Origin of the sequence: Pseudomonas chaetocerotis (assembly GCF_015712105.2) — a bacterium.
GTDB classification, from domain to species: Bacteria; Pseudomonadota; Gammaproteobacteria; order Pseudomonadales; family Pseudomonadaceae; genus Aquipseudomonas; species Aquipseudomonas chaetocerotis.
The window spans coordinates 151,782-176,939 of record NZ_JACFYX020000006.1 but is presented as its reverse complement, the minus strand read 5'-3'; the positions used below and the strand labels follow the sequence as shown (position 1 = coordinate 176,939).

Here is a 25,158-nt window from a genome sequence, read left to right as displayed (position 1 = left end):
AACTCTGCTAAAAACGGATAACAACAAAAGGAGTCGTCAGCATGAAAACCGCCGCAGAAGTTCTTCGCAGTAAAGCCCATGCCTACGTTTACAGCGTCGACCGTGAGGATTCGCTGCTCGACGGTTTGCGGGTGCTGGCCGAAAAGGGTGTCGGGGCACTGGTGGTGCTCTCCGGCGGGCGCCTGGTAGGCATAGTCAGCGAGCGTGACTACGTGCGCAAGGTAGCGCTGGCCGAGCGTTCGCTGCTCAACACCAAGATCAGTGAAATCATGACCAGCGACGTCATCAGCGTCGGTCCGCGTGACAGCGTGCAGTACTGCATGGAACTGATGACCGAGCGCCGCCTGCGTCACCTGCCGGTGCTGGCCGAGGGTGAACTGATCGGCCTGCTGTCCATCGGTGACCTGGTCAAGGAAACCATTGCCGAACAGGCCGACCTGATCCGTCAGCTGGAGCAGTACATTCGCGGCGAAATTCCGTAAGCGAGCAGTCCGGATGCAATCCGGCGAAATCGTGCCGTCCGTTCCCCGGATTGCATCCGGGCTACGGGCGAGCGTCAAGCCTCGTGGGAGACGCTTTCGACTCTGGCATCCTGCTTCGTTCTACCTCCTGCATCCATGCAGTCGCAGCGGCGCTGTCGCGTAGGGCGGGTGTAACCCGCCAATCACCCCTGACGGGCAGCCTCGTTCTACACGATCGCCCGCTTGACGCATGATCCAACCCCCGGCAGTCTGCCGCCGTCGCCCCACAGGTGCAGGACGCCCGATGCCGCAGATACTCATAGTCGAAGACGAAGCCGCGATTGCCGATACGCTGGTCTATGCCCTGCAGGCAGAAGGTTTCGCCACGCAGTGGTCGAGCCTGGGCGGCGAGGCGCTGACGCTATTGGAAAGCGGTGCCTTCGACCTGGCCATTCTCGATGTCGGCCTACCCGATATCAGCGGCTTCGAGGTGTGCAAGCGCCTGCGCCGTTTCTCCGAGCTGCCGGTGATCTTCCTCACTGCCCGCAGCGAGGAGATCGACCGTGTGGTCGGCCTGGAAATCGGCGCCGACGACTACGTGGTCAAGCCTTTCAGCCCGCGCGAAGTCGCTGCCAGGGTCAAGGCCATCCTCAAACGCGTGGCACCGCGTGAAACGCCAGCAGCCAGCGCGCCGAGCGTTTTCCGGATCGATGATGCCGCCTTTCGCATTCACTACCACGGCCAGGCCCTGAGCCTGACCCGTCACGAATTTCGCCTGCTGCGCACCCTGCTCGGTCAGCCGCGCCGGGTCTATTCGCGCGAGCAGTTGCTCGATGGGCTTGGCGTCGCCAGCGAGGCCGGCTACGAGCGCAACATCGACAGCCACATCAAGAGCGTACGCGCCAAACTGCGCGCCGTCGCCCCGAGCGAAGAGCCGATCCAGACTCATCGCGGTCTGGGCTACAGTTTCGAGCCGGAGGCCTGAGTCATGCCACTTGGCGTGCGCATCTTCCTTGTCTACTTCCTCTTCGTTGGCCTGGCTGGCTGGTTCGTGCTGAGCACGGTGATGGACGAGATTCGCCCCGGCGTACGCCAGAGTACCGAGGAGACGCTGGTCGATACCGCCAACCTGCTGGCCGAGATATTGCGCGACGAGGTCAAGGCCGGCACCCTCGGCCAGGGCCCTCTGCACGAGGCGCTGGAAGCCTATGGCCGGCGCCAGCCGCAGGCCAGCATCTGGGGGCTGACCAAGGCCGAGGTCAACCACCGTATTTACGTCACCGACGACAAGGGCATCGTCCTGCTCGACTCCACCGGCTTGGCGGTCGGCCAGGATTATTCGCGCTGGAACGATGTGCTGCTGACTCTGCGCGGCCAGTACGGCGCGCGCTCGACCCGTGAAGACCCGGACGATCCTGACTCCTCGGTGATGTACGTCGCCGCGCCGATCAGGGATGGCGAGCAGATCATCGGCGTGGTCTCGGTGGCCAAACCCAACCGTACCCTGCAGCCCTATATCGAGCGCTCGCAAACGCGCCTGGGTTGGCTCGGTGCCGGGTTGATCGCCCTCGGCCTGCTGATTGGTGCATTGCTCTCCTGGTGGCTCAGCGCCGCGTTGGGCAAGCTCACCCGCTACGCCCAGGCCGTCAGCGAGGGCCAACGCGCCGAGATGCCCACTGTGCGTGGCGGCGAACTGGGTCAGTTGGCCAAGGCGGTGGAGCGCATGCGCACCGAGCTGGAGGGCAAGGCCTACGTCGAGCGCTACGTGCACACCCTGACCCACGAGCTGAAAAGCCCGCTGGCGGCCATCCGTGGCGCCGCCGAACTGCTCGACGGCGACATGCCGGCCGAGCAGCGCCAGCGTTTCGTGGCCAATATCCAGCAGGAAAGCGCGCGCCTGCAGAACCTTATCGAACGCCTGCTGCACCTGGCGCAGGTGGAGCAACGCCAGGGTCTGGAGGAGCGCGTGCCGGTGCCTTTGGCACCATTGGTGGAGGAACTGCTGCAGGCTCAACAGGCGCGCATCACCGCTGCTCGTCTACAGATCGAACAGGTTGTGCCAGCAGGCCTCAGCCTGCGCGGCGAGCGCTTCCTGCTGCGCCAGGCGCTGGCCAATCTTCTGGATAACGCCCTGGACTTCACCCCGTCCGGCGGGCTGATCCGTATCGCTGCCGAACGCCAGGGCGGGCGCATCGTGCTGCGCCTGTTCAACCAGGGCGAAGCCATCCCCGGCTACGCCCTGACGCGTCTGACCGAACGCTTCTACTCCCTGCCGCGCCCCCACGGCGGCCGCAAGAGCACCGGCCTGGGCCTGAACTTCGTGCAGGAAGTGGCCGAGTTGCATGGCGGCGAGTTGCACATCGGCAATGTCGACGGCGGTGTGGAAGTGAGCCTGACATTGCCCGCGTAGGGGGCGCCGCGCGCACCGGCGCCTCGTGGAAGAGGCCTCAGCCGCGACGGGCATTGGGCTCGCGTAGGATGGGTAGAGCAACGCGAAACCCATCATCTGTGAGTTCCCGGCTTTCGCTGTGCTCTACCCAGGCTAGGTGGACAAGCTTCGCGTTGTCCACCCTACGCCATGATTCCCCCGTAGGGTGGATGGCGCTTTTTCATCCACCGTTGGGAGTGGTTGTCCGGGCTACTTGCTGCAAAAGCGCCGCCATTCCCGTAGGGTGCGCCGCGCGCACCGCGCGTTTTCAGCTTTCCAGCAAGGGCAGCGTGACGGGCAAGCGCAGCAGCTCCACCTGCCACCAGGTCGGTAGCAGGCGGCGCACTTCGGGGCGGGCGAAGCGGTCGTCGATCAGGTAGAGCACGCCCCGGTCTTCCGGCGTGCGGATCACCCGGCCAGCGGCCTGCACCACTTTCTGCAGGCCGGGGTAGAGGTAGGTGTAGTCGTAGCCATTGCCGAACAGGGCGTCCATGCGCTGGCGGATTTCTTCATTGATCGGGTTGAGTTGGGCCAGGCCGAGGGTGGCGACGAAGGCGCCGATCAGGCGTTCGCCGGGCAGGTCGACGCCCTCGCCGAACACACCGCCAAGCACGGCGAAGCCGATGCCGCGCCCGCCGATCTGGAAGCGTTCGATAAAGCCCTGGCGCGCCGCCTCATCCATCTGCCGCGATTGTGTCCATAGCGGGATCTGCGGGTGATCGCGGCGCAGCTGCTGGAGCACCTGCTCCAGGTACTGATAGCTGCTGAAGAAGGCCAGGTAGTTGCCGGGACGTTCGGCGTACTGGCGCGCCATCAATTGGCAGATCGGTGCCAGCGAGGCGTCGCGGTGCTGGTAGCGGGTGGACAGGTTGCGTACCACCTGCACGTGCAGTTGCTCGGCGCTGAACGGCGAGGCGACGTCCAGGCACTGGGTCTCTTCGGGCAGGCCGAGCAGGTCGAGGTAATAGTGGCTGGGGCTGAGGGTGGCGGAGAACAGTGTGGCGCTGTGGGCGTCCTCGAAGCGCGGGCCGAGGAAGGGCGCCGGCAGGATGTTGCGGATGCACAGTGTGGAGTAGCTGCGGCCGTTTCCGGCCTCGATGCGGTTGATGTCGAACAGCGAGTGCGGGCCGAAGCTTTCCGCCAGGCGGCAGAACAGCATGGCGTCGAGATAGAAGCTGAGCAGTTCGCCGGCATTGCCTTCCGGCTGGTCGGTGAGCAGGTCGGTGATAGCGCTGACCGCCTTGCCCAGCGCAGCGAGCAGCAAGTCCGGCGCCAGCGGGTAGACCTGATAGGGCACTTCTTGCTCGCGGTGTAGTTGATCCCAGTGGCGGTCGACTCGTTCGAGCACGCTTTTCAGGCGCTTCGGCGCGTCGCGGCACAGGGCCTTGAAGCGCGCCTGATCCAGCTCGGCGCTGTACATGCCGCGCCCGCGTTCCACCAGGTTATGCGCTTCGTCCACCAGCAGGCAGACGCGCCATTGGTTGATCAGGGTGAGGCTGTGCAGCAGGGCGCCGAGGTCGAAGTAGTAGTTGTAGTCGCACACCACCACGTCGCTCCAGCGGCACAGCTCCTGGCTCAGGTAGTAGGGGCATACGCCCTGGGCGATGGCGATGTTGCGCACCGCCTGCTGGTCCAGCCAGCGTTCCTTCAGCGCCGCGCTGCGCGCTGCCGGCAGGCGGTCATAGAAACCCTTGGCCAGTGGGCAGGAGTCGCCATGGCAGGCCTTGCTCGGGTGCTCGCAAGCCTTGTCACGGGCCACATGTTCCAGCACGCGCAGGGGTGTGTCCGGCTCGCGCAGGCGTTGCAGGGCATCCAGTGCCAGGCGCCGGCCGGGCGTCTTGGCGCTGAGGAAGAACAGGCGGTCGAGCTGCTGGCCGGGCATGGCCTTGAGCTGCGGGAACAGGGTGCCGAGGGTCTTGCCGATGCCGGTGGTGGCCTGCGCCAGCAGGTAGTGGCCGTCGCGCGCGGCGCGGTACACGGCTTCGGCCAGTTGCCGTTGGCCATGGCGAAATTCGCCGTAGGGGAAGTTCAAGCGCTCCAGGGCTTCGTTACGCGCCTGCTGGTGGGCCTGTTCCTGGCGCGCCCAGTGGATGTAGCGGCGGCAGTGCAGGGCGAAGAACTCGCCCAGCGATGCGGCGCTGTGGCGCTCGCGGAACACCGTTTCCTGCTGGGTCATGACGTTGAAGTAGACCACCGCCAGATCCAGCTCCTCGAAGCCCAGCTCCTGGCACAGCAGCCAGCCGTAGACCTTGACCTGCGCCCAGTGCAACAGGCGATGGTTGGCCGGGATGCGCGAGATGTCGCCGCGGTGGGTCTTGATCTCTTCCAGCAGGCGAAACTCGGGGTCGAAGCCGTCGGCGCGGCCACTGACCGTGAGCCCCTCGAACTCGCCGATCAGCGGCAGCTCGGCCACGTAATCCGGACCGCGCCTCGCCACCACCGTGGCGTGCCCGGCCATGCCTTCGGCGGCGGTGGGTGAGGGGGTGAAGCGCAGGTCGAGGTCACCTTCCTTGGCGGTGAACTCGCACAGCTCGCGCACGGCGATGCGCAGGCTCAATCGCTCCACTCCACGTAGCAGACGCTGACCGGCATGCCGTGTTCGGCGCAGAAGGCCAGCCAGCGTTTCTGATTGTCTTGGAGGCGGTCGCCAGGGCCTTTCACCTCGATCATCCGGTAGCGGCCCTCACTGGGCCAGAACTGGATCAGGTCAGGCATGCCGGCGCGGTTCTCGCGGATATCGGCCAACAGGCGACGGAACCAGGCGCCCAGGTGCGCAGGCGGCAGGCAGGCCAGCGCCTGTTCCAGGCGTTCGGCGTCGAGCAGTTCCCAGAACACGAAGGGCGACTGGATGCCGAATTTCTCGGTGTGAGTTCGGCGTATGGCCTTTATGTAGCTACCATCGTCCAGGCGTGCCAGGCAGGCGGCGAACAGCTCGCTGCGCCGCGTGTGGAAGTCGGCGCGGTGCAGATCCACCGGGCCGGTGTGGAAGGGGTGGAAGAAGGCGCCGGGCAGCGGGGCGAAGATCGCCTCCCAGCACAGCAGGCCGAACAGCCCGCAGATCAGCGTGTTTTCCACGTAATGCACGGGCGCATCCGGCTCGGCCAGGTGCATGGCCACGGCCCGCTCGACGCTGGCGGCGCGTGGCAGACGCAGGTCGAGGCGATCTTCATGGAGTTTCGCCGCCCTGGCCGCTGGCGGCAGGCTGAGGCGTTTGCGCAGACGCGTGCGTGCGCGTTCTGCCAGCTGCGCTTCTTCGGCATTGTGCGGCGTTGCGATCACCTGTTCGGCCAGGGTCAGCGCTTCGGCATCCTGGCCCAGGCGTTCCAGCACGCGGATCTGCCGTTGCCGCGAACCGATCGCATGGGTGTCACGGTACAGCGCCAGCGCCGATTCCAGTTCGCCCGCGCGCTCCAGATGCTGCGCCAGTTGCAGCAGCAGGCGCTGATGGCGTTCGCCGATGTGGACGCTGTCGCTGCTGAAATCACCGAGCAGCTGCAGCACCTCGTTGACTGTCAGGCCGGCTTCGAAGGCTTCGCGGCAGGCGCGCAGGTGCAGGTAGTCGTCCACGTCCTGGCGGCTGCGAAAACCGCGTGACCCCGGTGTGATCGGCACCTGTTCGTAACGGAATATTCCCAGGTCGGCGAGCACGAATTCCGACCAGTCCTGCGCCAGGTTGCCGAAGAACATCAGGCGCAGGCGGTCGCACAGTGGGCCGATGGCCAGGCTCAGCAGGCGCTCGTCCAACTGCGGGCACCAGTCGGCCAGGCTGCACGGCTCTGTGTGTAGCTCGCGCAGATGGTCGAGCACTTCGCTTTTCTTCAGGTTGCCGCGCGGCAGATCGCTGGCGAAATGCGCGGCCAGTTCGTCCTTGAGCAGCAAGGCGCCCATCTCGTCGACGCTCAGCGCGGCGCAGTCGATCAGCCAGCCCAGTTCCAGCAGGGGAGCGGCAGCGCTGGGGATGTCGCCGATCTCGGCATAACGCAGTTTGCTGACGCGAAAGTGCACGCCTTTGCGCATCACCAGGCGCACCAGCAGCGCCTGGGCGGGCAATGACAACTGGGGGAAATCCGCTACGAAGGCGCGCTCGGCGTCATCCATCAGGTCGCGGTGATGGGTATCGAGCCAGGCGAGGGCCTTGCGGAAGTTGGCCAGGTAATAGAGTTCGGGAGCGTCGAGGCTGAGCATGGTGCGAAGTTTTACTGGTTTTTTATACAGATGCCAGTGCCGTTCACCCGCTGCCGTGCCGAATAGACTGAAGACGAGGACGGCGCTGGGCTACTGTTCGTGGCAACTATCTGTCTGATCGATAAGCGCTTTTTCAGGTATCGATGGCGTCGATTGTCACTATCCCGAGATGTGCCTTTTGCCGTTCTGGGGCGTGCGTAACATGGCAACCGTAGCCAGTTAATCCCCCCTCTCAGGAGAACGAACATGAAAAAGCAAATCCTCGCCAGCTTCGTTATCGCCGCCCTGTCCGCCAGTGCTTTCGCCCTGCCGCAGATCAACGCTCAACAGTCCGCAGCCCCTGTAGTCGCTGAAGATGGCGCAGATCGCGTCGGTGTGAATCGTGTAGCCGAAGGCGGCGCAGAGCGCACTCTGGAGCGTTTCCGCGTAGCCGAAGATGGTGCTGATCGTGTTGGCCCGAACCGTGTAGCCGAAGGTGGTGCTGACCGCGTGGGCCTGAACCGTGTAGCCGAAGGTGGTGCTGACCGCGTAGGCCTGAACCGCGTAGCTGAAGGTGGTGCTGACCGCGTAGGCCTGAACCGTGTAGCCGAAGGTGGCGCCGACCGCGTAGGCCTGAACCGTGTAGCCGAAGGTGGCGCCGACCGCGTAGGCCTGAACCGTGTAGCCGAAGGTGGCGCCGACCGCGTAGGCCTGAACCGCGTAGCCGAAGGTGGCGCCGACCGCGTAGGCCTGAACCGCGTAGCCGAAGGTGGTGCTGACCGCGTAGGCCTGAACCGCGTCGCCGAAGATGGTGCCGACCGCGTAGGTGCCAGCCGTATCAGCTGATCCGGATATCCATCACGCGGGAGCAGTCTTATGCCGCATTGCAGTTAGAAAGGGCGCCCTGAATCGGCGCCCTTTCTCTTTCACCCATTCTCCACACAATCTCCACGCTCGCCCCATACGCCTCCCACCGCCGTTGACCAGACTCTGCCGTACCTTCACTCGCTACGGAGAGCCGTACCATGAGCCGTTCCCTGGGCTTCAAGCTGGGCGCCATCGCCCTGCTGATTCTGCTGCTGATGATCCCCCTGCTGATGATCGATGGCCTGGTCGACGAGCGCCAAGGCCTGCGCCATGAGGTGCTGCAGGATATCGCGCGCAGTTCCAGCTACCGCCAGCAGATCACCGGGCCGATCCTGGTGCTGCCCTATATCAAGACCACCCACGAGTGGAAGACCAATGAGAAAACTGGCGAACGCTACAGCGAAGAGCGTCAGCGGCGTGGTCGCCTGTACTTCCTGCCGGAGCGCTTCGTGCTCGAAGGCACGGTTGGCACCGAACTGCGTGCCCGTGGCATCTACGAGGCGCGCCTGTACCGCAGCGACAGTCAGGTCAGCGGCCAATTCCGCTTGCCGGCACGTATGGGGCTGGGCGACGACCTGGGCTTCTACCGTTTCGAGAAACCCTTCCTCTCGGTCGGTATCAGCGATATCCGCGGCATCAGCAACGACCTGCAACTGCGCCTCAATGGCCAGACCCTGAGCTTCGCGCCGGGCAGTGCTGACGATAATTTCGGTGCCGGCGTGCATGCACCGATCCCGGCGCTGGATGCGCAGGGTGGGCAAACCCTCGAGTTCGCCTTCGACCTCAAGCTGCAAGGCACCGAGCAGCTCTCGGTGGTGCCGGTCGGGCGCGACAGTCGGGTCAAGCTGAGCTCCGACTGGCCGCATCCGAGCTTCGTCGGTGAGTATCTGCCGAGCAGCCGCGAGATCAGCGCAGCAGGCTTTACCGCCGAGTGGCAGACCAGTTTCTTCGCCACCAACCTGGAAGAAGCATTGCGCGACTGCGTAGGCGGTGATCGTTGCCAGGGGCTCTTCGGCCGCAACTTCGGGGTGAGTTTCGTCGACCCGGTGGATCAGTACCTGAAGACCGACCGTGCGATCAAATATGCGCTGCTGTTCATCGCCCTGACCTTCGCCACTTTCTTCCTCTTCGAGGTACTCAAGCGCCTGGCCGTGCACCCGGTGCAGTACGCCCTGGTCGGCCTGTCGCTGGCGCTGTTTTACCTGCTGCTGCTCTCGCTCTCCGAGCATCTGGAGTTCGCCCTGGCCTACGGCCTGTCCGCCAGCGCCTGCGTCGGCCTGATCGGCTTCTACGTCAGCTTCGTATTGCACAGCTGGCGGCGTGGCATGGGTTTCGGCGCCTTGCTGGCAGCCCTGTACGCCATGCTCTACGGCCTGCTCAACGCCGAGGACTACGCCCTGCTGATGGGCTCGCTGCTGGTGTTCGGCGTACTCGGCAGTGTGATGGTACTGACCCGCAAGCTGGACTGGTACGGCGTCGGCCGCAGCGCTGCGCAAGCCTGAACCTGATCGGCGCGGCGCAGGCCGCGCCCTGTCTCTGGAGGGAATCTCATGCGTCTTCTCATGCAGTTTTCCGCCTGCCTGGGCCTCGGCCTGGTGGTGGCGGTGATGATCCTCATCGGCCTGATGTTCTGCGGCTGGTTCAACCTGATCGACGGCCTGCTGCTGACTGGCAAACCGCTGGCAAGTCTGAGTCTGATGGTGCTACCAGAGAGCTTCTGGAGTGCTCTGACCGGCATACAGGACGCGGCGCAAAACAGCACGCTGCGCTCTTTCCTGTCGCTGTGTGCAGCGCTGGGTCAGGTCGGCCTGCTGCTCGCGCTGGGCTTCATGCGCCTGTGGTATCGGGCATGAGTGGGCATGTCGGTTTGCGCGAGGAGGCGCGCGCCGGACACCTGTTGGCGCTGCGCATCACCTGGTTGTTTCGCGATGCGCGTCATGGGCAGTGGGCAGGCAGCCGCGTAGACTCGCGGTTCGTTGAACGGGAGTGCTTCAAGGATGAAAAAGACACTGACCACCGCGCTTGGCTGTCTGCTGCTGGCGAGCCTGGCACAGGCCGATGATTGTCGGCAGCAGTTGCCCACCTGGATCGAGATCGCCCACCCAGGCCATACAGCCAGTCAGGTGCTCGAGGATGAGCGCGGACGCTATCGGGTGGATGCCGAACAGAGCATTTGCAAGGTCTGGCCGGCGCGGCCCGAGCTGACCCTGATTGCAGTGCCACTGGTGCGTACAGAGCACGACAGTCATGGCGAGACGGATCTTGAAGTGCTGCTGCTCGATAGCGCCAGGCAAGATTTCGTGGCCCGCCTCGTGGAGCCCAATCGGCTGGACTGGGATGCGATCTACGTGACCAGGTTGGCCTTCGATACCGCGCCTTATCGTCTGCGCGGGGATGATCTGGCTTTTGGTCTGCGAATCTCGCGCGAGAACGGTTCGCGGGTGAATCCCTTCAGTGAAACGCAGTTGCACCTGTATGAGTTTGAGGCACGCCGCCTTCGACTACTGCTGGGTGAGTTGCCGGTCGCGCTGTCCTGGGGCGAGTGGGATACCAACTGCACGGGAGAATTCAGCGAAACCAAGGGGGTGGTCATCATTAGCGAACGTATCGGTAACCATGGCTATCGCGACCTGCGGCTCAAGGACACCCGCGTCGAACGACGCATTGCCCTGGTCGATGGCCAATGCCAGACCGTCGAGGAGAGCACGCACCGCTACCAGTTGCCCATCGAGTTCGACGAGGAGCGCTATCTGCTGCCGATCGAGCTGGCTTCCGACCCGCTCTGAAGGCACGCAGCAACAGACCATCCCCGGATTGCATCCGGGCTACAACGCTGAACGCCAGGTGAGCGCCGCCCACCTGGCGCTCATGGTTACAGGCTGACCGAAATCCCCGCCTGCAGCGTGCGCGGCTCACCCGGATAACTCCAGACGTTCCAGGCGCGCTCTTCGTAGTGCTTGTCGAAGACATTGTTCAGGTTGAGGTTCAGGCGCACGTTCTCGGTCAACGGGTAGTAGGCCAGCAGGTCGACCAGGCCATAGCCGTCCATGTCGAAGGTGTTGTTGCTGGTTTGCCCCTGACGCTCGCTGACGTATTTCAGGCCAACGCCCAGGCCCAGGCCGGCCAGGGCTCCGCTGTCGAACTCGTAGGTGTCGAGCAGGTTGAAGCTGTGCCGTGGCACGTTGGCCAGGCGCGTACCCACCGGCATGGTGGCGCTGGTGCTTTCGCTGACTTCGGCATCGACATAGGCATAGCCGCCAATCACCCGCCATTGTGGGGTGATGTTGCCCACCAGGTTGATGTCGAAACCACGGCTGCGTACTTCGCCGGCGGCGATGCTGCGGGTGCTGTCGAGCGGATCGCTGGTCAGCACGTTTTCCTTGACGATATGGAACAGTGCGGCGGTCAGGCTGAGGTCGCGCTCGGCCATGTCGTACTTGATGCCGACTTCATGGGCGATGCCTTTTTCCGGGGCGAAGGCGCTGCCGAATCGGTCGGCGCCACGGTTGGGCTTGAACGAGCGCGAGGTGTTGGCGAATACCGCCAGCTCGGCGGTGAGGTCGTAGATCAGGCCGAAACGCGGGGTGACGGCGTTGTGCGCCTGATCCCAGTTGCCGCCAGCGTTGAGCTTGTCCGCATAACTCTGCTCGAAGCGCTCGATGCGCGCACCCACCTGGGCCTTGAGGCGTTCGCTCAGGGCGACCTGGTCCTGCAGGTAGAAGGCGTAGGACTCCAGCGTTTCGGCGTCGTGGGTGGTGGTGCGGGTCAGCACCGGCAGCGGCTGGCCATGCACCGGGTTGTACAGGTCGATGGGGAAGGCGTTACCGCCCGCCGAACGGATGATCAGCGAGTTGTAGTTGAACTTGTCGTACTCCACGCCCACCAGCAGGGTGTGGGCGAAACCAGCGAGGTCGAAGTTGCCTTCGGCGTTGGCCTGGGCGTTGACGTCGTTCCAGTTCAGCCAGCGCTCGTTGTAGTTGCGCCCGATGGTGCTGGCGCCTGCTGCCAAGCCGGTGTAGGCGTTGCTGTTGTTCTCCACGGCGCCGCCGTAGATCTTGCCATCGAGGTACTGCACACCGCCGCGCAGGGTCCAGCTGTCATTGAGCAGATGCTCGATGCGCAGTTGCGTGCTGGCGTTCTCGTTGGTCAGCTTGCCGGCAGATTCCTCGCCGAGGAAGCGGTCACGCGGCAACTTGCCGTTCTGGTTGGAATAGCGGGTAACGCCACGGTCGAGCGGGTGACGGTTGTGCAGGTAGTCACCCTCGAGGGTGACGGCGGTGTCTTCGTTGAGCTGCCAGCGCAGTACCGGGGCGACGTTGTAGCGCTCGCTCTCGACATCATCGCGGAAGCTGTCGCCACCCTCGGCCACCAGGTTCAGGCGGTAGGTGAAGGCGGCTTGCTCATCCAGCGCACCGGTGGTGTCGAGGGTGCCACGGCGCAGGCCCTCGCTGTTGACCTGGCTACCGAGTACGGTGCGGCGTTCGGCCTGCGGCTGCTTGCTGACGATGTTGAAGGTGCCGCCGGGGTCGCTGCGGCCATAGAGCATGGCGGCCGGACCGCGTAGCACTTCGACGCGCTCGATGGTGCTGGCGTCGGGCATGTTCGGGTAGCCACGATTGATTGCGAAACCGTTGCGATAGAACTCCTGGCTGGTGAAGCCACGAATCAGAAATTCGGTCAGACCCTGGCCGCCGAAGTTGTTGCCGCGCTCCACGCCGCCAGCGTAGTCCAGCGCATCTTCCAGGCGCACCGCGCCGATGTCCTGCACCACCTGCGCGGGGACGACGCTGATCGACTGCGGGATCTCGTGAATCGGCGTATCGGTGCGGGTTGCACTGGCCGAGCGACTCGCACGGTAACCCGCTACCGGGCCGTCGGCCCGTTCGCTTGGTGCGGTGATCTGCATTTCTTCAAGCGCCAGTGGCGTGTCGTTGTCCGAGCTGGCGAAGGCGTTGTGACAGGCGAGGACGGAAAGGGCGAGCAGCGGTACGACCAGGCGTCGCATGGTGTGAATCCTTGGGGCGGGGGAGGGTGAGGGCCCGGGATTCTATTGTTTTAGAGAATCATTATCAAATGCGGTTTTGTCGCAGTGAATCACTTGAAAGATGCCGCTTCTCTACTAGCGTTTTTAGCGTTTGCAATGATTCCACGAAACGTCGCGATGCGGCTAATACCAATGTCTATCTGTCGGCCGGTACTGGCCTGCTGCTAGCTTGAAGCTGCATCAGAATAACAATAACCGGAGGCGTCTATGACTTCTGAACAAACAAATGCTGCGGCCTATTGGAAGGCCAATGTGCGGCTCATCACCTGGAGCCTGGTTATCTGGGCGCTGGTTTCCTACGGATTCGCCATGATTCTGCGTCCGATGGTCGCTGGGATCTCCGTTGGCGGTTCCGACCTCGGATTCTGGTTTGCACAGCAAGGCTCCATCCTCTTCTTCATCGGGCTCATTTTTCACTACGCGTGGAGACTGAACAAACTCGATAAAGAATATGGCGTCGAGGAGTAAGTGGTCATGAGCCAATTCGTCATCAACATGTTGTTCGTAGGCGCGTCCTTCGCGCTCTACATCGGCATCGCCATCTGGGCGCGTGCCGGCTCCACCAAAGAGTTCTACGTCGCTGGCGGTGGTGTGCATCCGGTCACCAACGGCATGGCGACAGCCGCTGACTGGATGTCCGCTGCATCCTTCATTTCCATGGCGGGCCTGATTGCCGCCGGCGGTTATGCCAACTCCACCTTCCTCATGGGCTGGACCGGTGGCTACGTGCTGCTGGCGATGCTGCTGGCGCCCTACCTGCGCAAGTTCGGCAAGTTCACCGTACCGGACTTCATCGGTGACCGCTTCTACAGTCGTGGCGCGCGCCTGACTGCAGTGATCTGCCTGGTGATCATCTCCGTAACCTACGTAATCGGTCAGATGGCCGGTGCCGGCGTTGCCTTCTCGCGCTTCCTCGAAGTGAGCAACTCCACCGGTATCTGGATCGCTGCGGCCGTGGTGTTCGCCTACGCCGTATTCGGCGGCATGAAGGGCATCACCTACACCCAGGTCGCGCAGTACGTGGTACTGATCGTGGCCTACACCATCCCGGCGATCTTCATCTCCCTGCAGCTGACCGGTAACCCGATCCCGCCGCTGGGCCTGTTCGGTGACCATGTCGAGTCCGGCTTGCCACTGCTGCAGAAGCTTGATGAAGTGGTGCGTGACCTGGGCTTCGCTGCTTATACCGCCGATGTCGACAACAAGCTGAACATGGTGCTGTTCACCATGTCGCTGATGATTGGTACGGCCGGTCTGCCGCACGTGATCATCCGTTTCTTCACTGTACCGAAGGTTTCCGATGCACGCTGGTCGGCTGGCTGGACTCTGATCTTCATCGCCATGCTCTACCTGACTGCTCCGGCCGTGGCCTCCATGGCACGTCTGAACCTGATGACCACCATCTATCCGGAAGGTGCTTCGGCCCCGGCCCTGTCCTACGAAGAGCGTCCTGAGTGGGTCAAGAACTGGGAACAGACCGGCCTGATCAAGTGGGAAGACAAGAACGGCGACGGCCGCATCCAGATGTACAACGATGCCGCACCGGCCTTTACCGCAACTGCTCAAGAGCGTGGCTGGAACGGTAACGAGCTGACCGTGAACAACGACATCCTGGTTCTGGCCAACCCGGAGATCGCCAACCTGCCTGCATGGGTGGTCGGTCTGATCGCGGCGGGCGCCATTGCGGCGGCACTGTCGACGGCGGCGGGATTGTTGCTGGCGATTTCTTCGGCGATCAGTCATGACCTGATCAAGACCCTGATCAACCCGAAGATCAGCGAGAAGAACGAGATGATGGCGGCGCGGCTATCGATGGCCTGCGCGATTCTGCTGGCGACCTATCTGGGCTTGAATCCACCAGGGTTCGCCGCGCAGGTGGTGGCGTTGGCCTTCGGTATCGCCGCGGCGACCCTGTTCCCGGTGCTGATGATGGGGATCTTCTCCAAGCGCATGAACGACAAGGGTGCGATCTGCGGTATGGTCGCCGGCCTGGTGATCACCCTGCTGTACATCTTCACCTACCTGGGCTGGTTCTTCATTCCGGAGACCAACATGCTGCCGAACACCCCGGACCAGTGGTTCATGGGTATCTCCCCGGCTTCCTTCGGTACCGTCGGCGCGCTGATCAACTTCGCCGTGGCCTACGGTGTATCGATGGTCACCACCGCGCCGCCGCAGGAAATCCAGGATCTGGTGGAAAGCGTACGTACCCCCAAAGGTGCTGGTGCCGCGCTGAGCCACTAAGCATAATCCTGGCCTGAAGCCATCTGTCGATGGTCCAGGGTCTGACAGACGGGCCTCCACTGGAGGCCCGTCTTTTTTCGGGAACAACCATATGTTGTGGACTTTGCTTGCCATCGTGGTGGCGGGGCTCGGCGCTGCCGGTATCGCTCTGCTGCTGCGCAAACTGACGCGTAACAAATTGCCGAAGTGGATCGTGCCGCTGTTCGGTGGTCTGGGGATGCTGGGTTATCAGGTGTTCTACGAGTATTCCTGGTTCGAGCATCAGCAGGCGCGCCAGCCCAAGGAGTCAGTTGTGGTCGCGACCGAAGCGGGCCACGTGTTCTGGCGCCCGTGGAGCTACTTCGTACCGATGGTCACCGCCTTCACCGTACTCGACAGCAAGAGCGTCGTGCGCGAGCAGGTGGCGGACGCGCAAGTGGCCGAGTTCATGCTCTATCGCTTCGAGAAGCAGCACATCGATCACGTTTCGCACCGCGCCCACCTGCTCAATTGCTCAACCGGCGAGTTGTTGCCGCTGGACGAGAAGAAACAGCCTCAGGTCGCTCAGCTCAAGCGTATCGACAAGGACGATGCGTTGTATCGTCAGGTGTGTCGCTAGCGCGCTATCCATGCATTGCGGTGGTGGTGCGCGCGGCGCACGCTACCCGAAAGCGCAGCATCGGTGCACGCGACCTGGGTGACCACCCCCTATTTGCGGATTCCTCGCACTGTAGGGTGCGCCGTGCGCACCGATCCTTCACCGATGGTGCCGGACTCGGGCGCTTTTCCGTGCCCGATAGACCCAGATCAATATTCACGCCTGCCACCTGCATAGAATCGCCAGCCCCTGATTTTTCGAGCTTGCGGTCATGCCCCGTTTCCCCGAACTGTTGTCGCCAGCCGGCACCCTGAAGAACATGCGCTACGCCTTCGCCTACGGCGCCGATGCGGTTTACGCCGGACAGCCGCGTTACAGCCTGCGGGTACGCAACAACGAGTTCGACCACGCCAATCTGGCGCTCGGCATCGATGAGGCGCACGCCCAGGGCAAGCAGTTCTACGTGGTGGTCAACATCGCCCCGCACAACGCCAAGCTGAAGACCTTCCTCAAGGACCTGGCGCCGGTGATCGAGATGGCGCCTGATGCGCTGATCATGTCCGATCCGGGCCTGATCATGCTGGTACGCCAGCACTTCCCGCAGATACCGATTCACCTCTCGGTGCAGGCCAATGCGGTGAACTGGGCCAGTGTCGAGTTCTGGCGCCAGCAGGGGCTGACGCGGGTGATCCTGTCGCGTGAGCTGTCGTTGGAAGAGATCGAGGAGATCCGTAGCCAGGTGCCAGGCATGGAACTGGAGGTCTTCGTCCACGGCGCGCTGTGCATGGCCTATTCCGGGCGTTGCCTGCTGTCGGGCTACATCAATCGCCGCGATCCCAACCAGGGCACCTGCACCAACGCATGTCGCTGGCAGTACCAGGCCACGCCTGCGGCCGAGAACGAGTTGGGCGAGATCGTCCGTGTGGTCGACCCAACCCTCGGTCAGGGCGCACCGACGACCCGGGCTTTCGTGCTGGAAGAGGCCGGTCGTCCGGGCGAGGAAATGGCCGCCTTCGAGGACGAGCACGGCACCTACATCATGAACTCCAAGGACCTGCGCGCGGTGCAGCACGTCGAGCGGCTGGTACGCATGGGCGTGCATTCACTGAAGATCGAAGGGCGCACCAAGAGCCACTTCTACGTGGCACGCACCGCGCAGGTCTATCGCCGCGCCATCGACGATGCACTGGCTGGCAAACCTTTCGATCCGAGCCTGCTTGGGAGCCTGGAGTCATTGGCGCATCGTGGATACACCGAGGGCTTCCTGCGTCGCCATGTGCATGACGAATACCAGAACTACGAGCGCGGCAGCTCGCTTGCGGAGCGTCAGCAGTTCGTCGGTGAGCTGACAGGTGAGCGTCGTGGCGAACTGGCCGAGGTGCGGGTGAAGAATCGTTTCGCAGTGGGTGACGGGCTGGAGCTGATGACGCCGCAGGGCAATCTGCGTTTCACGTTGGAACACCTGCAGAACACGCAGGGCCAGGCGCAGCAGGTGGCGCCGGGGGACGGTCACGTGCTTTATTTGCCGCTGCCGGCAGATGTGCAATTGGAGTACGGGCTGCTGATGCGCGATCTCTAGGTTGCCGTAGGGTGGATGACGCTTCACCCATCCACCGGGGTTGTTGACCTGATGGTGGATGAAAAGAGCGTCATCCACCCTACGACCCTACATAGCACCTATTACATGGCGTGCTGGCGCCGACGCTGGCTGGCCAGTTGGCGCTCCAGTTCGCAGAGGCTGTCGATACCCTGACGGCGCGCCTTGCTGAACAGCATCAGGGCTAGCTCGGCGGTGACCAGGGCATCGGCGCTGGCGTTGTGACGTTGGTGCACCTGCAGGCCGAATTCGGCGACCCATTCATCGAGCCCGCCCTGGCGAATACGGGATTGTGGGCACAGCAGCGGAGCGATTTCGGCGACATCGAAGAAGCTGTGCTGCAGGCGATAGCCCAGGCTCTGTCGCAGTGCGCGGGCCAGCATGCGTTGGTCGAACTCGGCATGAAACGCCAGCAGCGGACTGCTGCCGACGAACTCCATGAAATCCAGCAGCGCCTCGGCCGGTTCCACGCCACGGGCCACTTCGCTGGGGGCGATGCCGTGGATCAGGGTGCTGGCGCTGGCCTGGTGATCGGCGCGGTGCAGCGTGCATTCGAACTGCTCGGCGAAGTCGATGGCGCCGTTATCGATCACCACCGCGCCGATGGCCAGCACCTGATCGCGGCGCATGTTCAGGCCGGTGGTTTCCAGATCGAGCACGACGAAGCGCTGCTGGTGCAGCGGGCGTTCGTCGAGCGGCGCCGGCGCACTCAGCGCATCGCGGCGTCGAAGCTGCTGCTGGGTCAGGGCCGGACCACGGCCGGTGAACCAGGTGAACTTGCTCATAGCTGATACCTCATGGCCAGGCTGCCCTGCAGGCGCTGCGCCTGGCGGAACGACTCGCGCAGGATACGCCGGTCCAGGTGGTTGAGGTGGTCGGGGTCGACCCGATTGGAGTAGGGCAGCTCGTCGCGCGCCTGCAACTGATGCTGCTGCATGCGCGTTTGCTGAATGAAGTGGTAGGCCTCCTCATAGGCGGCGCCGTCCAGGGCGTCGATCACACCCTTGGCGACCAGCGCGCGCAGGCGCTCCAGGGTACCGACCGCGCTGATGCCGTTGGCCAGTGCGAGCAAACGGGCACCGTCGACGAAGGGCGTCAGGCCCTGCACCTTGAGGTCGAGGGTGTCCTTGTCGGCGCCGGAGCGTGCCACCACGAAATCACGGAAGCGCCCGACCGGCGGGCGCTGACGCAGGGCATTCTCGGCCAGCATCTTCTGAAACAGGCTGTTGCCGGCGACGCGGCTGAGTAATGCTTCACGCAGTTGCTCGCAGCCTTCGTCCGGGCCCCAGATGGTGCGCAGGTCGAAGTAGATCGACGAGCCCAGCAGATTCTCCGGCGTGGCTTCGAGGACGAAGCTGGCGAAACGCCGCGACCATTCCTGACGCGACAGGCACAGCTCCGGGTTGCCGGCCATGATGTTGCCCTTGCACAGGGTAAAGCCGCATTGCGCCAGGCGCTGATTGATCTCGCGCGCGATCGGCAGCAGGCGCTCACGGATGGCAGTGGCTTCGCTGGCACTTTCGGCCTCGAAGAGAATGCCGTTGTCCTGGTCTGTGTGCAGGGTCTGCTCGCGGCGGCCTTCGCTGCCGAAACATAGCCAGGTGAAGGGTATGCCCGGATCGCCCATGTCCTCGAGGGTCAGCTCGATCACCCGGCATACGGTGTGGTCGTTGAGCAGCGTGACGATATGGGTGATCTGCGTCGAGCTGGCGCCGTGGGCGAGCATGCGGTCGACCAGCAGGCGGATGTCGCTGCGCAGTCCGGCCAGGGTCTCGACCTTGCCGGCATGGCGGATGGTGCGTGCCAGGTGCACCAGGTCGACACGCTGCAGGCTGAACAGATCGCGCTCGGAAATCACCCCGCACAGCTTTTCGTGCTCCACCAGGCAGACATGGGCAATATGCCGCTCGGTCATGGCGATAGCGGCGTCGAAGGCGCTGGCATCAGGCGCCAGGTGAAAAGGGTTGGGCGTCATCAGGTTGTCGATGGGCTGGGCCAGGTCGACACCATCGGCCACCACCCGGCGCAGGTCACGCAGGGTGAAGATACCCAGCGGTTTGTCGGCCGGGTCGAGCACCACGATGCTGCCCACATGTTGCTCGTGCATCATTCGCACGGCATCACGCAGCGGCGTGTCAGGGGCGCAGCCGATGGGTTGGCGCATGGCCAGTTCGCCCAGGCGGGTATCCAGCGAATATTGTGCGCCGAGGGTTTCCACCGCGCGCAACTGCACCTGCTGGTTGACCTGATCGAGCAGACTGCTGACTCCGCGCAGGGCGAAGTCGCGCAGCGGGTTGGAAACGGCGAAGAGTTTGACGAAGGCAAGCTTGGACAGCAGCAGGCAGAAGGTATCTTCGGCGGCCAGGTGCTCTGTGCGCGTGGCGCGCTCGCCGATCAGCGCCGCCAGGGGGAAGCACTCGCCGGCGGTGATCTCGAAGGTGGTTTCCGTGCCACGCCTGGCGCTGTGCGGGCGCTCGCCATGCACACGCCCCTGCTTGACGATGTAGAAGTGCTCGACCGGGCCATCGCTCGGTTTGATGATCGAATCGCCCTCGGCATAGAAGCGCAGCTGGCAGTGCTCGACCAGAAAAGCCAGGTGAGCGGTATCCATCTGGTTGAAGGGCGGAAACTTCTGCAGGAACTCCATGGTGCCGTGAATGTTCTGCAGCACCGCAGTCTTGCCCGCATCGGCCATCGCGTCGGCCTTGCTCATGCGCGTGCGCCTCGCAGTTTCGGGATGCTGTCAGTGTGGCCCTTGCCGGCCGGATTGCCCATTGCACCTAAGTAGGGGGAGATGGCGCGGAGCCCGGATGCAATCCGGGGCGCCTTCCCCGGATTGCATCCGGGCTACAGGGCTGAAAACTATAACCCACGAAAAAGCCGCCCGAAGGCGGCTCGTTCTGCTGCGGTGAATCAGAGACCGTTCTTGGCCTTGAACTCGCGACGACGGCGGTGCAGCACCGGCTCGGTATAACCATTGGGCTGCTTGCTGCCTTCGATGACCAGCTCCAGCGCGGCCTGGAAGGCGACGTTGTTGTCGAAGTCCGGGGCCATCGGGCGGTACAGCGGGTCATTGGCATTCTGGCGGTCGACCACCGGCGCCATGCGTTTGAGGCTTTCCACCACCTGAGCCTCGGTGACGATGCCGTGACGCAGCCAGTTGGCCAGCAACTGGCTGGAGATGCGCAGGGTGGCGCGGTCTTCCATCAGGCCAACGTCGTTGATGTCCGGCACCTTGGAGCAGCCGACGCCCTGATCGATCCAGCGCACCACGTAGCCGAGGATGCCTTGCGCGTTGTTGTCCAGCTCGTTGCGGATCTCTTCTTCTGACCAGTTGGTGTCCTTGGCCAGCGGAATGGTCAGGATGTCGTCAACCGACGCCGGGGCGCGCTTGGCCAGTTCAGCCTGACGGGCAAACACGTCGACCTTGTGGTAATGCAGGGCGTGCAGGGTGGCGGCGGTCGGCGAGGGGACCCAGGCGGTATTGGCGCCGGACAGCGGGTGCGCGACTTTCTGCTCGAGCATGGCGGCCATCAGGTCCGGCATGGCCCACATGCCTTTGCCGATCTGTGCACGACCCTGCAGGCCGGTGGCCAGACCGACGTCGACGTTGTTGTTCTCGTAGGCACCGATCCAGGCTTCGCTCTTCATGGCGGCCTTGCGCACCACGGCGCCGGCTTCCATGGAGGTGTGGATCTCGTCACCGGTACGGTCGAGGAAGCCGGTGTTGATGAACACCACGCGCTCGCTGGCAGCCTTGATGCACGCCTTGAGGTTGACGGTGGTGCGGCGCTCTTCGTCCATGATGCCAACTTTCAGGGTGTTGCGGGCCAGGCCCAGCACATCTTCGACGCGGGCGAAGATCTCGCTGGTGAAGGCGACCTCGATCGGGCCGTGCATCTTCGGTTTGACGATGTACACGCTGCCGGTGCGGGTGTTCTTGCGGCTGGTGTTGCCGTTCAGGTTGTGCACCGCAATCAGGCTGGTGAACAGCGCGTCCTGGATTCCCTCGGGAATCTCGTTGCCCTCGGCGTCGAGGATGGCCGGGTTGGTCATCAGGTGGCCGACGTTACGCACGAACAGCAGCGAGCGGCCATGCAGGGTCAGCTCGGAGCCGTCCGGCTTGGTGTAGACGCGGTCCGGGTTCATGGTGCGGGTGAAGGTCTTGCCGCCTTTGGACACTTCCTCGGCCAGGTCGCCTTTCATCAGGCCCAGCCAGTTCTTGTAGACCACCACCTTGTCATCGGCATCGACGGCCGCGACGGAGTCCTCGCAGTCCATGATGGTGGTCAGCGCGGCTTCCATCAGCACGTCTTTCACACCAGCGGCGTCGGTGCTGCCGATGGGGCTGGAGGCGTCGATCTGGATCTCGAAGTGCAGGCCGTTGTGCTTGAGCAGCACGGCGATCGGCGCGCTGGCCTCGCCCTGGAAACCGACCAGTTGCGCGTCGTCACGCAGGCCGCTGTTGCTACCACCCTTGAGGGCGACGACCAGCTTGCCGTCGACGATGGCGTAGCCGGTGGAGTCGACATGCGAGCCGGCAGCCAGCGGTGCGGCCTCGTCGAGGAAGGCGCGGGCGAAGGCGATGACCTTGTCGCCGCGGACCTTGTTGTAGCCCTTGCCTTTCTCGGCGCCACCTTCTTCGCTGATCACGTCGGTGCCGTACAGCGCGTCGTACAGCGAGCCCCAGCGGGCGTTGGAGGCGTTCAGGGCGAAGCGCGCGTTCATCACCGGTACCACCAGCTGTGGGCCGGCCAGGCGGGCGATTTCTTCGTCGACGTTGGTGGTGGTGGCGTGGAAGTCTTCCGGCTCCGGCAGCAGATAGCCGATTTCCTGGAGGAAGGCCTTGTAGGCGGCCGCGTCATGGGCCTGACCCTTGCGCGCCTGGTGCCAGGCATCGATCTGCGCCTGCAGTTCGTCGCGCTTGGCCAGCAGGGTACGGTTCTTCGGCGCCAGGTCCTTGATGACCGCAGCGGCACCGGCCCAGAACGTGTCGGCAGCGATGCCGGTACCGGGAATGGCTTCGTTGTTCACGAAGTCGTACAGGGCTTTGGCGACCTGCAGGCCGCCGACTTGAACGCGTTCAGTCATCACTTGCCTCACTCTCTCTGAGCTCTACTCAATAGCCGCTTTGGCGACGGGTTTTCCGTCTTGTAGTCCAAAGCGCGGCATACTACATCAAGATCCTGGGGAAATGCAGCGGGGTGGCGTCAGTCTGCGACCAAAAGGCTTATTGCGGTCACGAACAATACGCTATGTGTGCAAAAAAGTGCGCTATTGTTCCATAAAATACGCAAAAACGTACACGATTAATTGAGTGGGCTACTGACAAGCGCGCCAATATGGCCTACGCCTCCTCGCCTATACTGTTTTTTCGAGCATCCTGGAGCCCGCCATGACGGTATCTGCTGCTGTTGCTGCCGACCTTGCCGATCTCACCCGTCTGTTTGCTGGCTACCTGCGCTTCTATCAAGTGCCGCGGGACGAGGCGGAAATTGCCGCCTTCATTGGTCTGCGCCTGCAGCGTGGGGATTCACAGTTGTTCATCGCCCGCGACGAGCAGGGCGCCGCGCAGGGCTTCGTGCAGCTTTATCCCTTTCATTCTTCGTTGGCGCTGGAACCGGCCTGGTTGCTGAGCGATCTGTATGTCGAGGAAAGCGCGCGCCGTTCGGGTGTTGGCGAGGCGCTGATGAACGCCGCTCGCGCGCATGCCGAGGCGGCCGGCGCCTGCGGTCTGCAACTGGAGACGGCGAAGACCAATCTGGCCGGTCAGCGCCTTTACCAGCGGCTTGGCTACGAGCGTGACGAGCAGTTCTTCACCTATTGGTTGTCGCTACGCGGCTGACCTTCCTAATCCTGTGAACGAGTGAGGTAGTACATGGACCATCTGGTACTGACGGTGATTGCCGAGGACCAACCGGGTCTGGTCGAGCGTCTGGCTGGCTGCGTGGCCAGCCATGGCGGCAACTGGCTGGAGAGCCGCATGGCGCGCATGGCCGGGCAGTTCGCCGGAATCGTGCGGGTGGATGTGCCGGCCGAGGCCCATGGTGGCCTGATCAAGGAGCTCGAAGCCCTCAGTGCACAGGGCATTCGTGTGCAGCTGGCAGCGAGCGGCAGCGAACCGGGCGGGCGCTTCACCGCGATTCGTCTGGAGTTGGTGGGTAACGACCGGCCCGGTATCGTCCGCGATATCACCCGTGTGTTGGCCGAGCAGGGCGTCAACCTGGAGAGCCTGCTGACCGAGGTGGCGCCAGCGCCAATGAGCGGCGAGTTGCTGTTCACCGCCGAAGCGCTGCTGGCCGTGCCGGAGACGCTGGCGCTGGAGCAATTGCAGGCACGCCTGGAAACCCTGGCCGATGACCTGATGGTGGAGCTGAATCTGCGCGCCGAGGATTGATATCCACGGCATAGGTGGATCAGCCTGTGGATAAACTGGGGAGCCCCGGCGCACTACCTAGTGCCCCGGGGCTTTTCATTGGCTGGCTAAAAATTCAGCAGGATCAATGGCTTGTGCACAAATATCGGGGATGGATCTGTGGATAAGCCGCGGATGACAGGCGCCGCGCCAGGGCTGGCGAGGCTTGGCGCTGGGTGGATGTTTTCTGTTCAGCGAGCGCTGGCAGGAAAACCGGTGCACACGGCCTAGGTGGGCCCGCGACACCCTCCGGTGTTCGCGAACCCCCGTAGGGTGCGCCGTGCGCACCGCAGGGTTAAGCGTTCGAGCGCTTGCGCAGGTTCAGCCAGATATCCAGGCTGTATACAAAAAGTCCGGCCCAGATGCAGGCGAATGCCAGCAGGGTGCTCGGCGAGAAGTGCTCATCGAACAGCAGGATGGCCTGCAGCAGCACCAGGGTCGGAGCCAGATATTGCAGAAAGCCTAGCGTGGTGTACGGCAGATGCCGCGCCGCGGCATTGAAGCATACCAGCGGCACCAGGGTGATGGGGCCGGCCGCCGCCAACCAGAGCGCCTCGCTGCTGGTCCAGAAGCTCGCCTGGCTGCTCATCGCGGCGGGGTGCAGAGCCAGCCAGGCCAGCGCCACCGGCACCAGTAGCCAGGTTTCCACCACCAGCCCGGGCAGTGCCGCCACGGGTGCCTGCTTGCGAATCAGGCCGTAGAAACCGAAGGTCAGCGCCAGCACCAGCGACACCCAAGGCAGGCTGCCGACCTGCCATAGCTGCTGCAGCACGCCCAGTGCGGCCAGTGCGACGGCCAGCCACTGCAGGCGACGCAGGCGCTCGCCGAGAATCACCAGACCGAGCAACACGTTGATCAACGGGTTGATGTAGTAGCCCAGGCTGGCTTCGATCATGCGATCGTTGTTCACCGCCCACACGTACACCAGCCAGTTGGTGGCGATCAGCAGGCCGCAGCCGGCCAGCACTGCCAGGCGTTTGGGATTGTCGCGCAGCTCGCGCCACCAGCCAGGGTGCTTCCAGACGAGCAGCAGCAGGCCGCCGAACAGCGCGGACCAGAGCACGCGGTGCACGATGATCTCCATCGCCGGCACGCTTTGCAGGGCTTTGAAGTAGAGCGGGAACAGGCCCCAGATGATGTAGGCGGTAAGGCCCAGAACGTACCCGCGTTGCGGGTTGGCGGTAGCCATCGAGAATCCTTGGTTAGGCAGCTAACGGTTGCCGCGAAATTCTAGCGCTCTGTCCACTGCCTTGTCTGTTCGTTCAGTTTTTCCGTACACCGCCGCGTCGGCAAAGTCGTAAGGCAAACTTTACGCGGCGTGCGCAACTGTATCGGTCGGCGCGCTGCGCTGCCTGGTGATC

At 63.6% G+C, this 25,158-nt stretch carries 20 protein-coding genes; 13 read left to right on the top strand and 7 right to left on the bottom strand.

The annotated features are described in order from the left end of the window. Positions 1-41: 41 nt before the first annotated feature. From H3221_RS12580 to creC, 3 genes are all read left to right on the top strand, one after another. The gene (locus H3221_RS12580) at positions 42-482 is read left to right on the top strand and encodes a CBS domain-containing protein (protein ID WP_196474759.1); all 441 of its coding nucleotides are present in this window, start codon (positions 42-44) and stop codon (positions 480-482) included. Between the two features lie 283 nt (positions 483-765). After that, the gene (creB, locus tag H3221_RS12575) at positions 766-1,446 is read left to right on the top strand and encodes a two-component system response regulator CreB (protein ID WP_196474758.1); all 681 of its coding nucleotides are present in this window, start codon (positions 766-768) and stop codon (positions 1,444-1,446) included. 3 nt (positions 1,447-1,449) lie between these two features. After that, positions 1,450-2,871 (top strand): two-component system sensor histidine kinase CreC, encoded by a 1,422-nt coding sequence (gene creC, locus H3221_RS12570; protein ID WP_196474757.1) that lies wholly within the window; start codon positions 1,450-1,452, stop codon positions 2,869-2,871. Between the two features lie 286 nt (positions 2,872-3,157). Here creC and H3221_RS12565 read toward each other — a convergent pair whose 3' ends face one another. Both H3221_RS12565 and H3221_RS12560 read right to left on the bottom strand, forming a co-directional pair. Beyond that, positions 3,158-5,446 carry an ATP-dependent DNA helicase gene (locus tag H3221_RS12565; protein WP_196474756.1) on the bottom strand — a complete coding sequence of 763 codons (2,289 nt, stop codon included), beginning with the start codon at positions 5,444-5,446 and terminating at the stop codon, positions 3,158-3,160. Next, positions 5,443-7,074: a VRR-NUC domain-containing protein gene (locus H3221_RS12560; RefSeq protein ID WP_196474755.1), complete on the bottom strand. Its 1,632-nt coding sequence runs from the start codon at positions 7,072-7,074 to the stop codon at positions 5,443-5,445. Before H3221_RS12560 ends, H3221_RS12565 begins: the two co-directional genes overlap by 4 nt. 246 nt (positions 7,075-7,320) lie before the next feature. Between H3221_RS12560 and H3221_RS12555 the strand changes: the two genes are divergently transcribed. From H3221_RS12555 to H3221_RS12540, 4 genes are all read left to right on the top strand, one after another. Next, positions 7,321-7,899 (top strand): phage infection protein, encoded by a 579-nt coding sequence (locus tag H3221_RS12555; RefSeq protein ID WP_224490584.1) that lies wholly within the window; start codon positions 7,321-7,323, stop codon positions 7,897-7,899. Between the two features lie 179 nt (positions 7,900-8,078). Then, the gene (gene creD / locus H3221_RS12550) at positions 8,079-9,422 is read left to right on the top strand and encodes a cell envelope integrity protein CreD (RefSeq protein WP_196474753.1); all 1,344 of its coding nucleotides are present in this window, start codon (positions 8,079-8,081) and stop codon (positions 9,420-9,422) included. Positions 9,423-9,470: 48 nt separating this feature from the next. Next, positions 9,471-9,773, top strand: a complete 303-nt coding sequence (locus H3221_RS12545) for a hypothetical protein (RefSeq protein WP_196474752.1) — start codon at positions 9,471-9,473, stop codon at positions 9,771-9,773. Between the two features lie 144 nt (positions 9,774-9,917). Then, complete coding sequence (locus H3221_RS12540) at positions 9,918-10,706, top strand: PA3715 family protein (protein ID WP_196474751.1); 789 nt, start codon at positions 9,918-9,920, stop codon at positions 10,704-10,706. A gap of 86 nt (positions 10,707-10,792) precedes the next feature. Here the strand turns inward: H3221_RS12540 and H3221_RS12535 are convergent, their stop codons facing one another. Further along, complete coding sequence (locus tag H3221_RS12535; RefSeq protein ID WP_196474750.1) at positions 10,793-12,925, bottom strand: TonB-dependent siderophore receptor; 2,133 nt, start codon at positions 12,923-12,925, stop codon at positions 10,793-10,795. A 246-nt stretch (positions 12,926-13,171) separates the two neighbouring features. Between H3221_RS12535 and H3221_RS12530 the strand changes: the two genes are divergently transcribed. The 4 genes from H3221_RS12530 (at position 13,172) to trhP (ending at position 17,364) form a co-directional block, all read left to right on the top strand. After that, complete coding sequence (locus tag H3221_RS12530) at positions 13,172-13,432, top strand: DUF4212 domain-containing protein (protein ID WP_160020000.1); 261 nt, start codon at positions 13,172-13,174, stop codon at positions 13,430-13,432. 6 nt (positions 13,433-13,438) lie between these two features. Beyond that, a complete protein-coding gene (locus H3221_RS12525) occupies positions 13,439-15,208 on the top strand; it encodes a sodium:solute symporter family protein (protein ID WP_196474749.1) in 1,770 nt (589 codons plus the stop codon). A 91-nt stretch (positions 15,209-15,299) separates the two neighbouring features. After that, on the top strand, positions 15,300-15,806 hold the full coding sequence (locus H3221_RS12520) for a hypothetical protein (RefSeq protein ID WP_196474748.1): 507 nt from the start codon (positions 15,300-15,302) through the stop codon (positions 15,804-15,806). 250 nt (positions 15,807-16,056) lie between these two features. Beyond that, positions 16,057-17,364 carry a prephenate-dependent tRNA uridine(34) hydroxylase TrhP gene (trhP, locus tag H3221_RS12515; protein ID WP_196474747.1) on the top strand — a complete coding sequence of 436 codons (1,308 nt, stop codon included), beginning with the start codon at positions 16,057-16,059 and terminating at the stop codon, positions 17,362-17,364. Between the two features lie 101 nt (positions 17,365-17,465). Here trhP and H3221_RS12510 read toward each other — a convergent pair whose 3' ends face one another. The 3 genes from H3221_RS12510 to H3221_RS12500 form a co-directional block, all read right to left on the bottom strand. Continuing rightward, positions 17,466-18,167 carry a 3'-5' exonuclease gene (locus H3221_RS12510; protein WP_196474746.1) on the bottom strand — a complete coding sequence of 234 codons (702 nt, stop codon included), beginning with the start codon at positions 18,165-18,167 and terminating at the stop codon, positions 17,466-17,468. Further along, complete coding sequence (locus H3221_RS12505; protein ID WP_196474745.1) at positions 18,164-20,095, bottom strand: putative nucleotidyltransferase substrate binding domain-containing protein; 1,932 nt, start codon at positions 20,093-20,095, stop codon at positions 18,164-18,166. Before H3221_RS12505 ends, H3221_RS12510 begins: the two co-directional genes overlap by 4 nt. A gap of 200 nt (positions 20,096-20,295) precedes the next feature. Beyond that, the gene (locus tag H3221_RS12500; protein WP_196474744.1) at positions 20,296-22,473 is read right to left on the bottom strand and encodes a malate synthase G; all 2,178 of its coding nucleotides are present in this window, start codon (positions 22,471-22,473) and stop codon (positions 20,296-20,298) included. Between the two features lie 304 nt (positions 22,474-22,777). Between H3221_RS12500 and H3221_RS12495 the strand changes: the two genes are divergently transcribed. Together H3221_RS12495 and H3221_RS12490 are read left to right on the top strand one after the other, a co-directional pair. Continuing rightward, on the top strand, positions 22,778-23,227 hold the full coding sequence (locus tag H3221_RS12495) for a GNAT family N-acetyltransferase (RefSeq protein ID WP_196474743.1): 450 nt from the start codon (positions 22,778-22,780) through the stop codon (positions 23,225-23,227). Positions 23,228-23,260: 33 nt separating this feature from the next. Further along, on the top strand, positions 23,261-23,779 hold the full coding sequence (locus tag H3221_RS12490) for a glycine cleavage system protein R (RefSeq protein ID WP_196474742.1): 519 nt from the start codon (positions 23,261-23,263) through the stop codon (positions 23,777-23,779). Positions 23,780-24,092: 313 nt separating this feature from the next. On the opposite strand, the gene rarD is transcribed toward H3221_RS12490, so the two are convergent. Further along, positions 24,093-24,986, bottom strand: a complete 894-nt coding sequence (gene rarD / locus H3221_RS12485; RefSeq protein ID WP_196474741.1) for an EamA family transporter RarD — start codon at positions 24,984-24,986, stop codon at positions 24,093-24,095. Between the last annotated feature and the right edge of the window lie 172 nt (positions 24,987-25,158).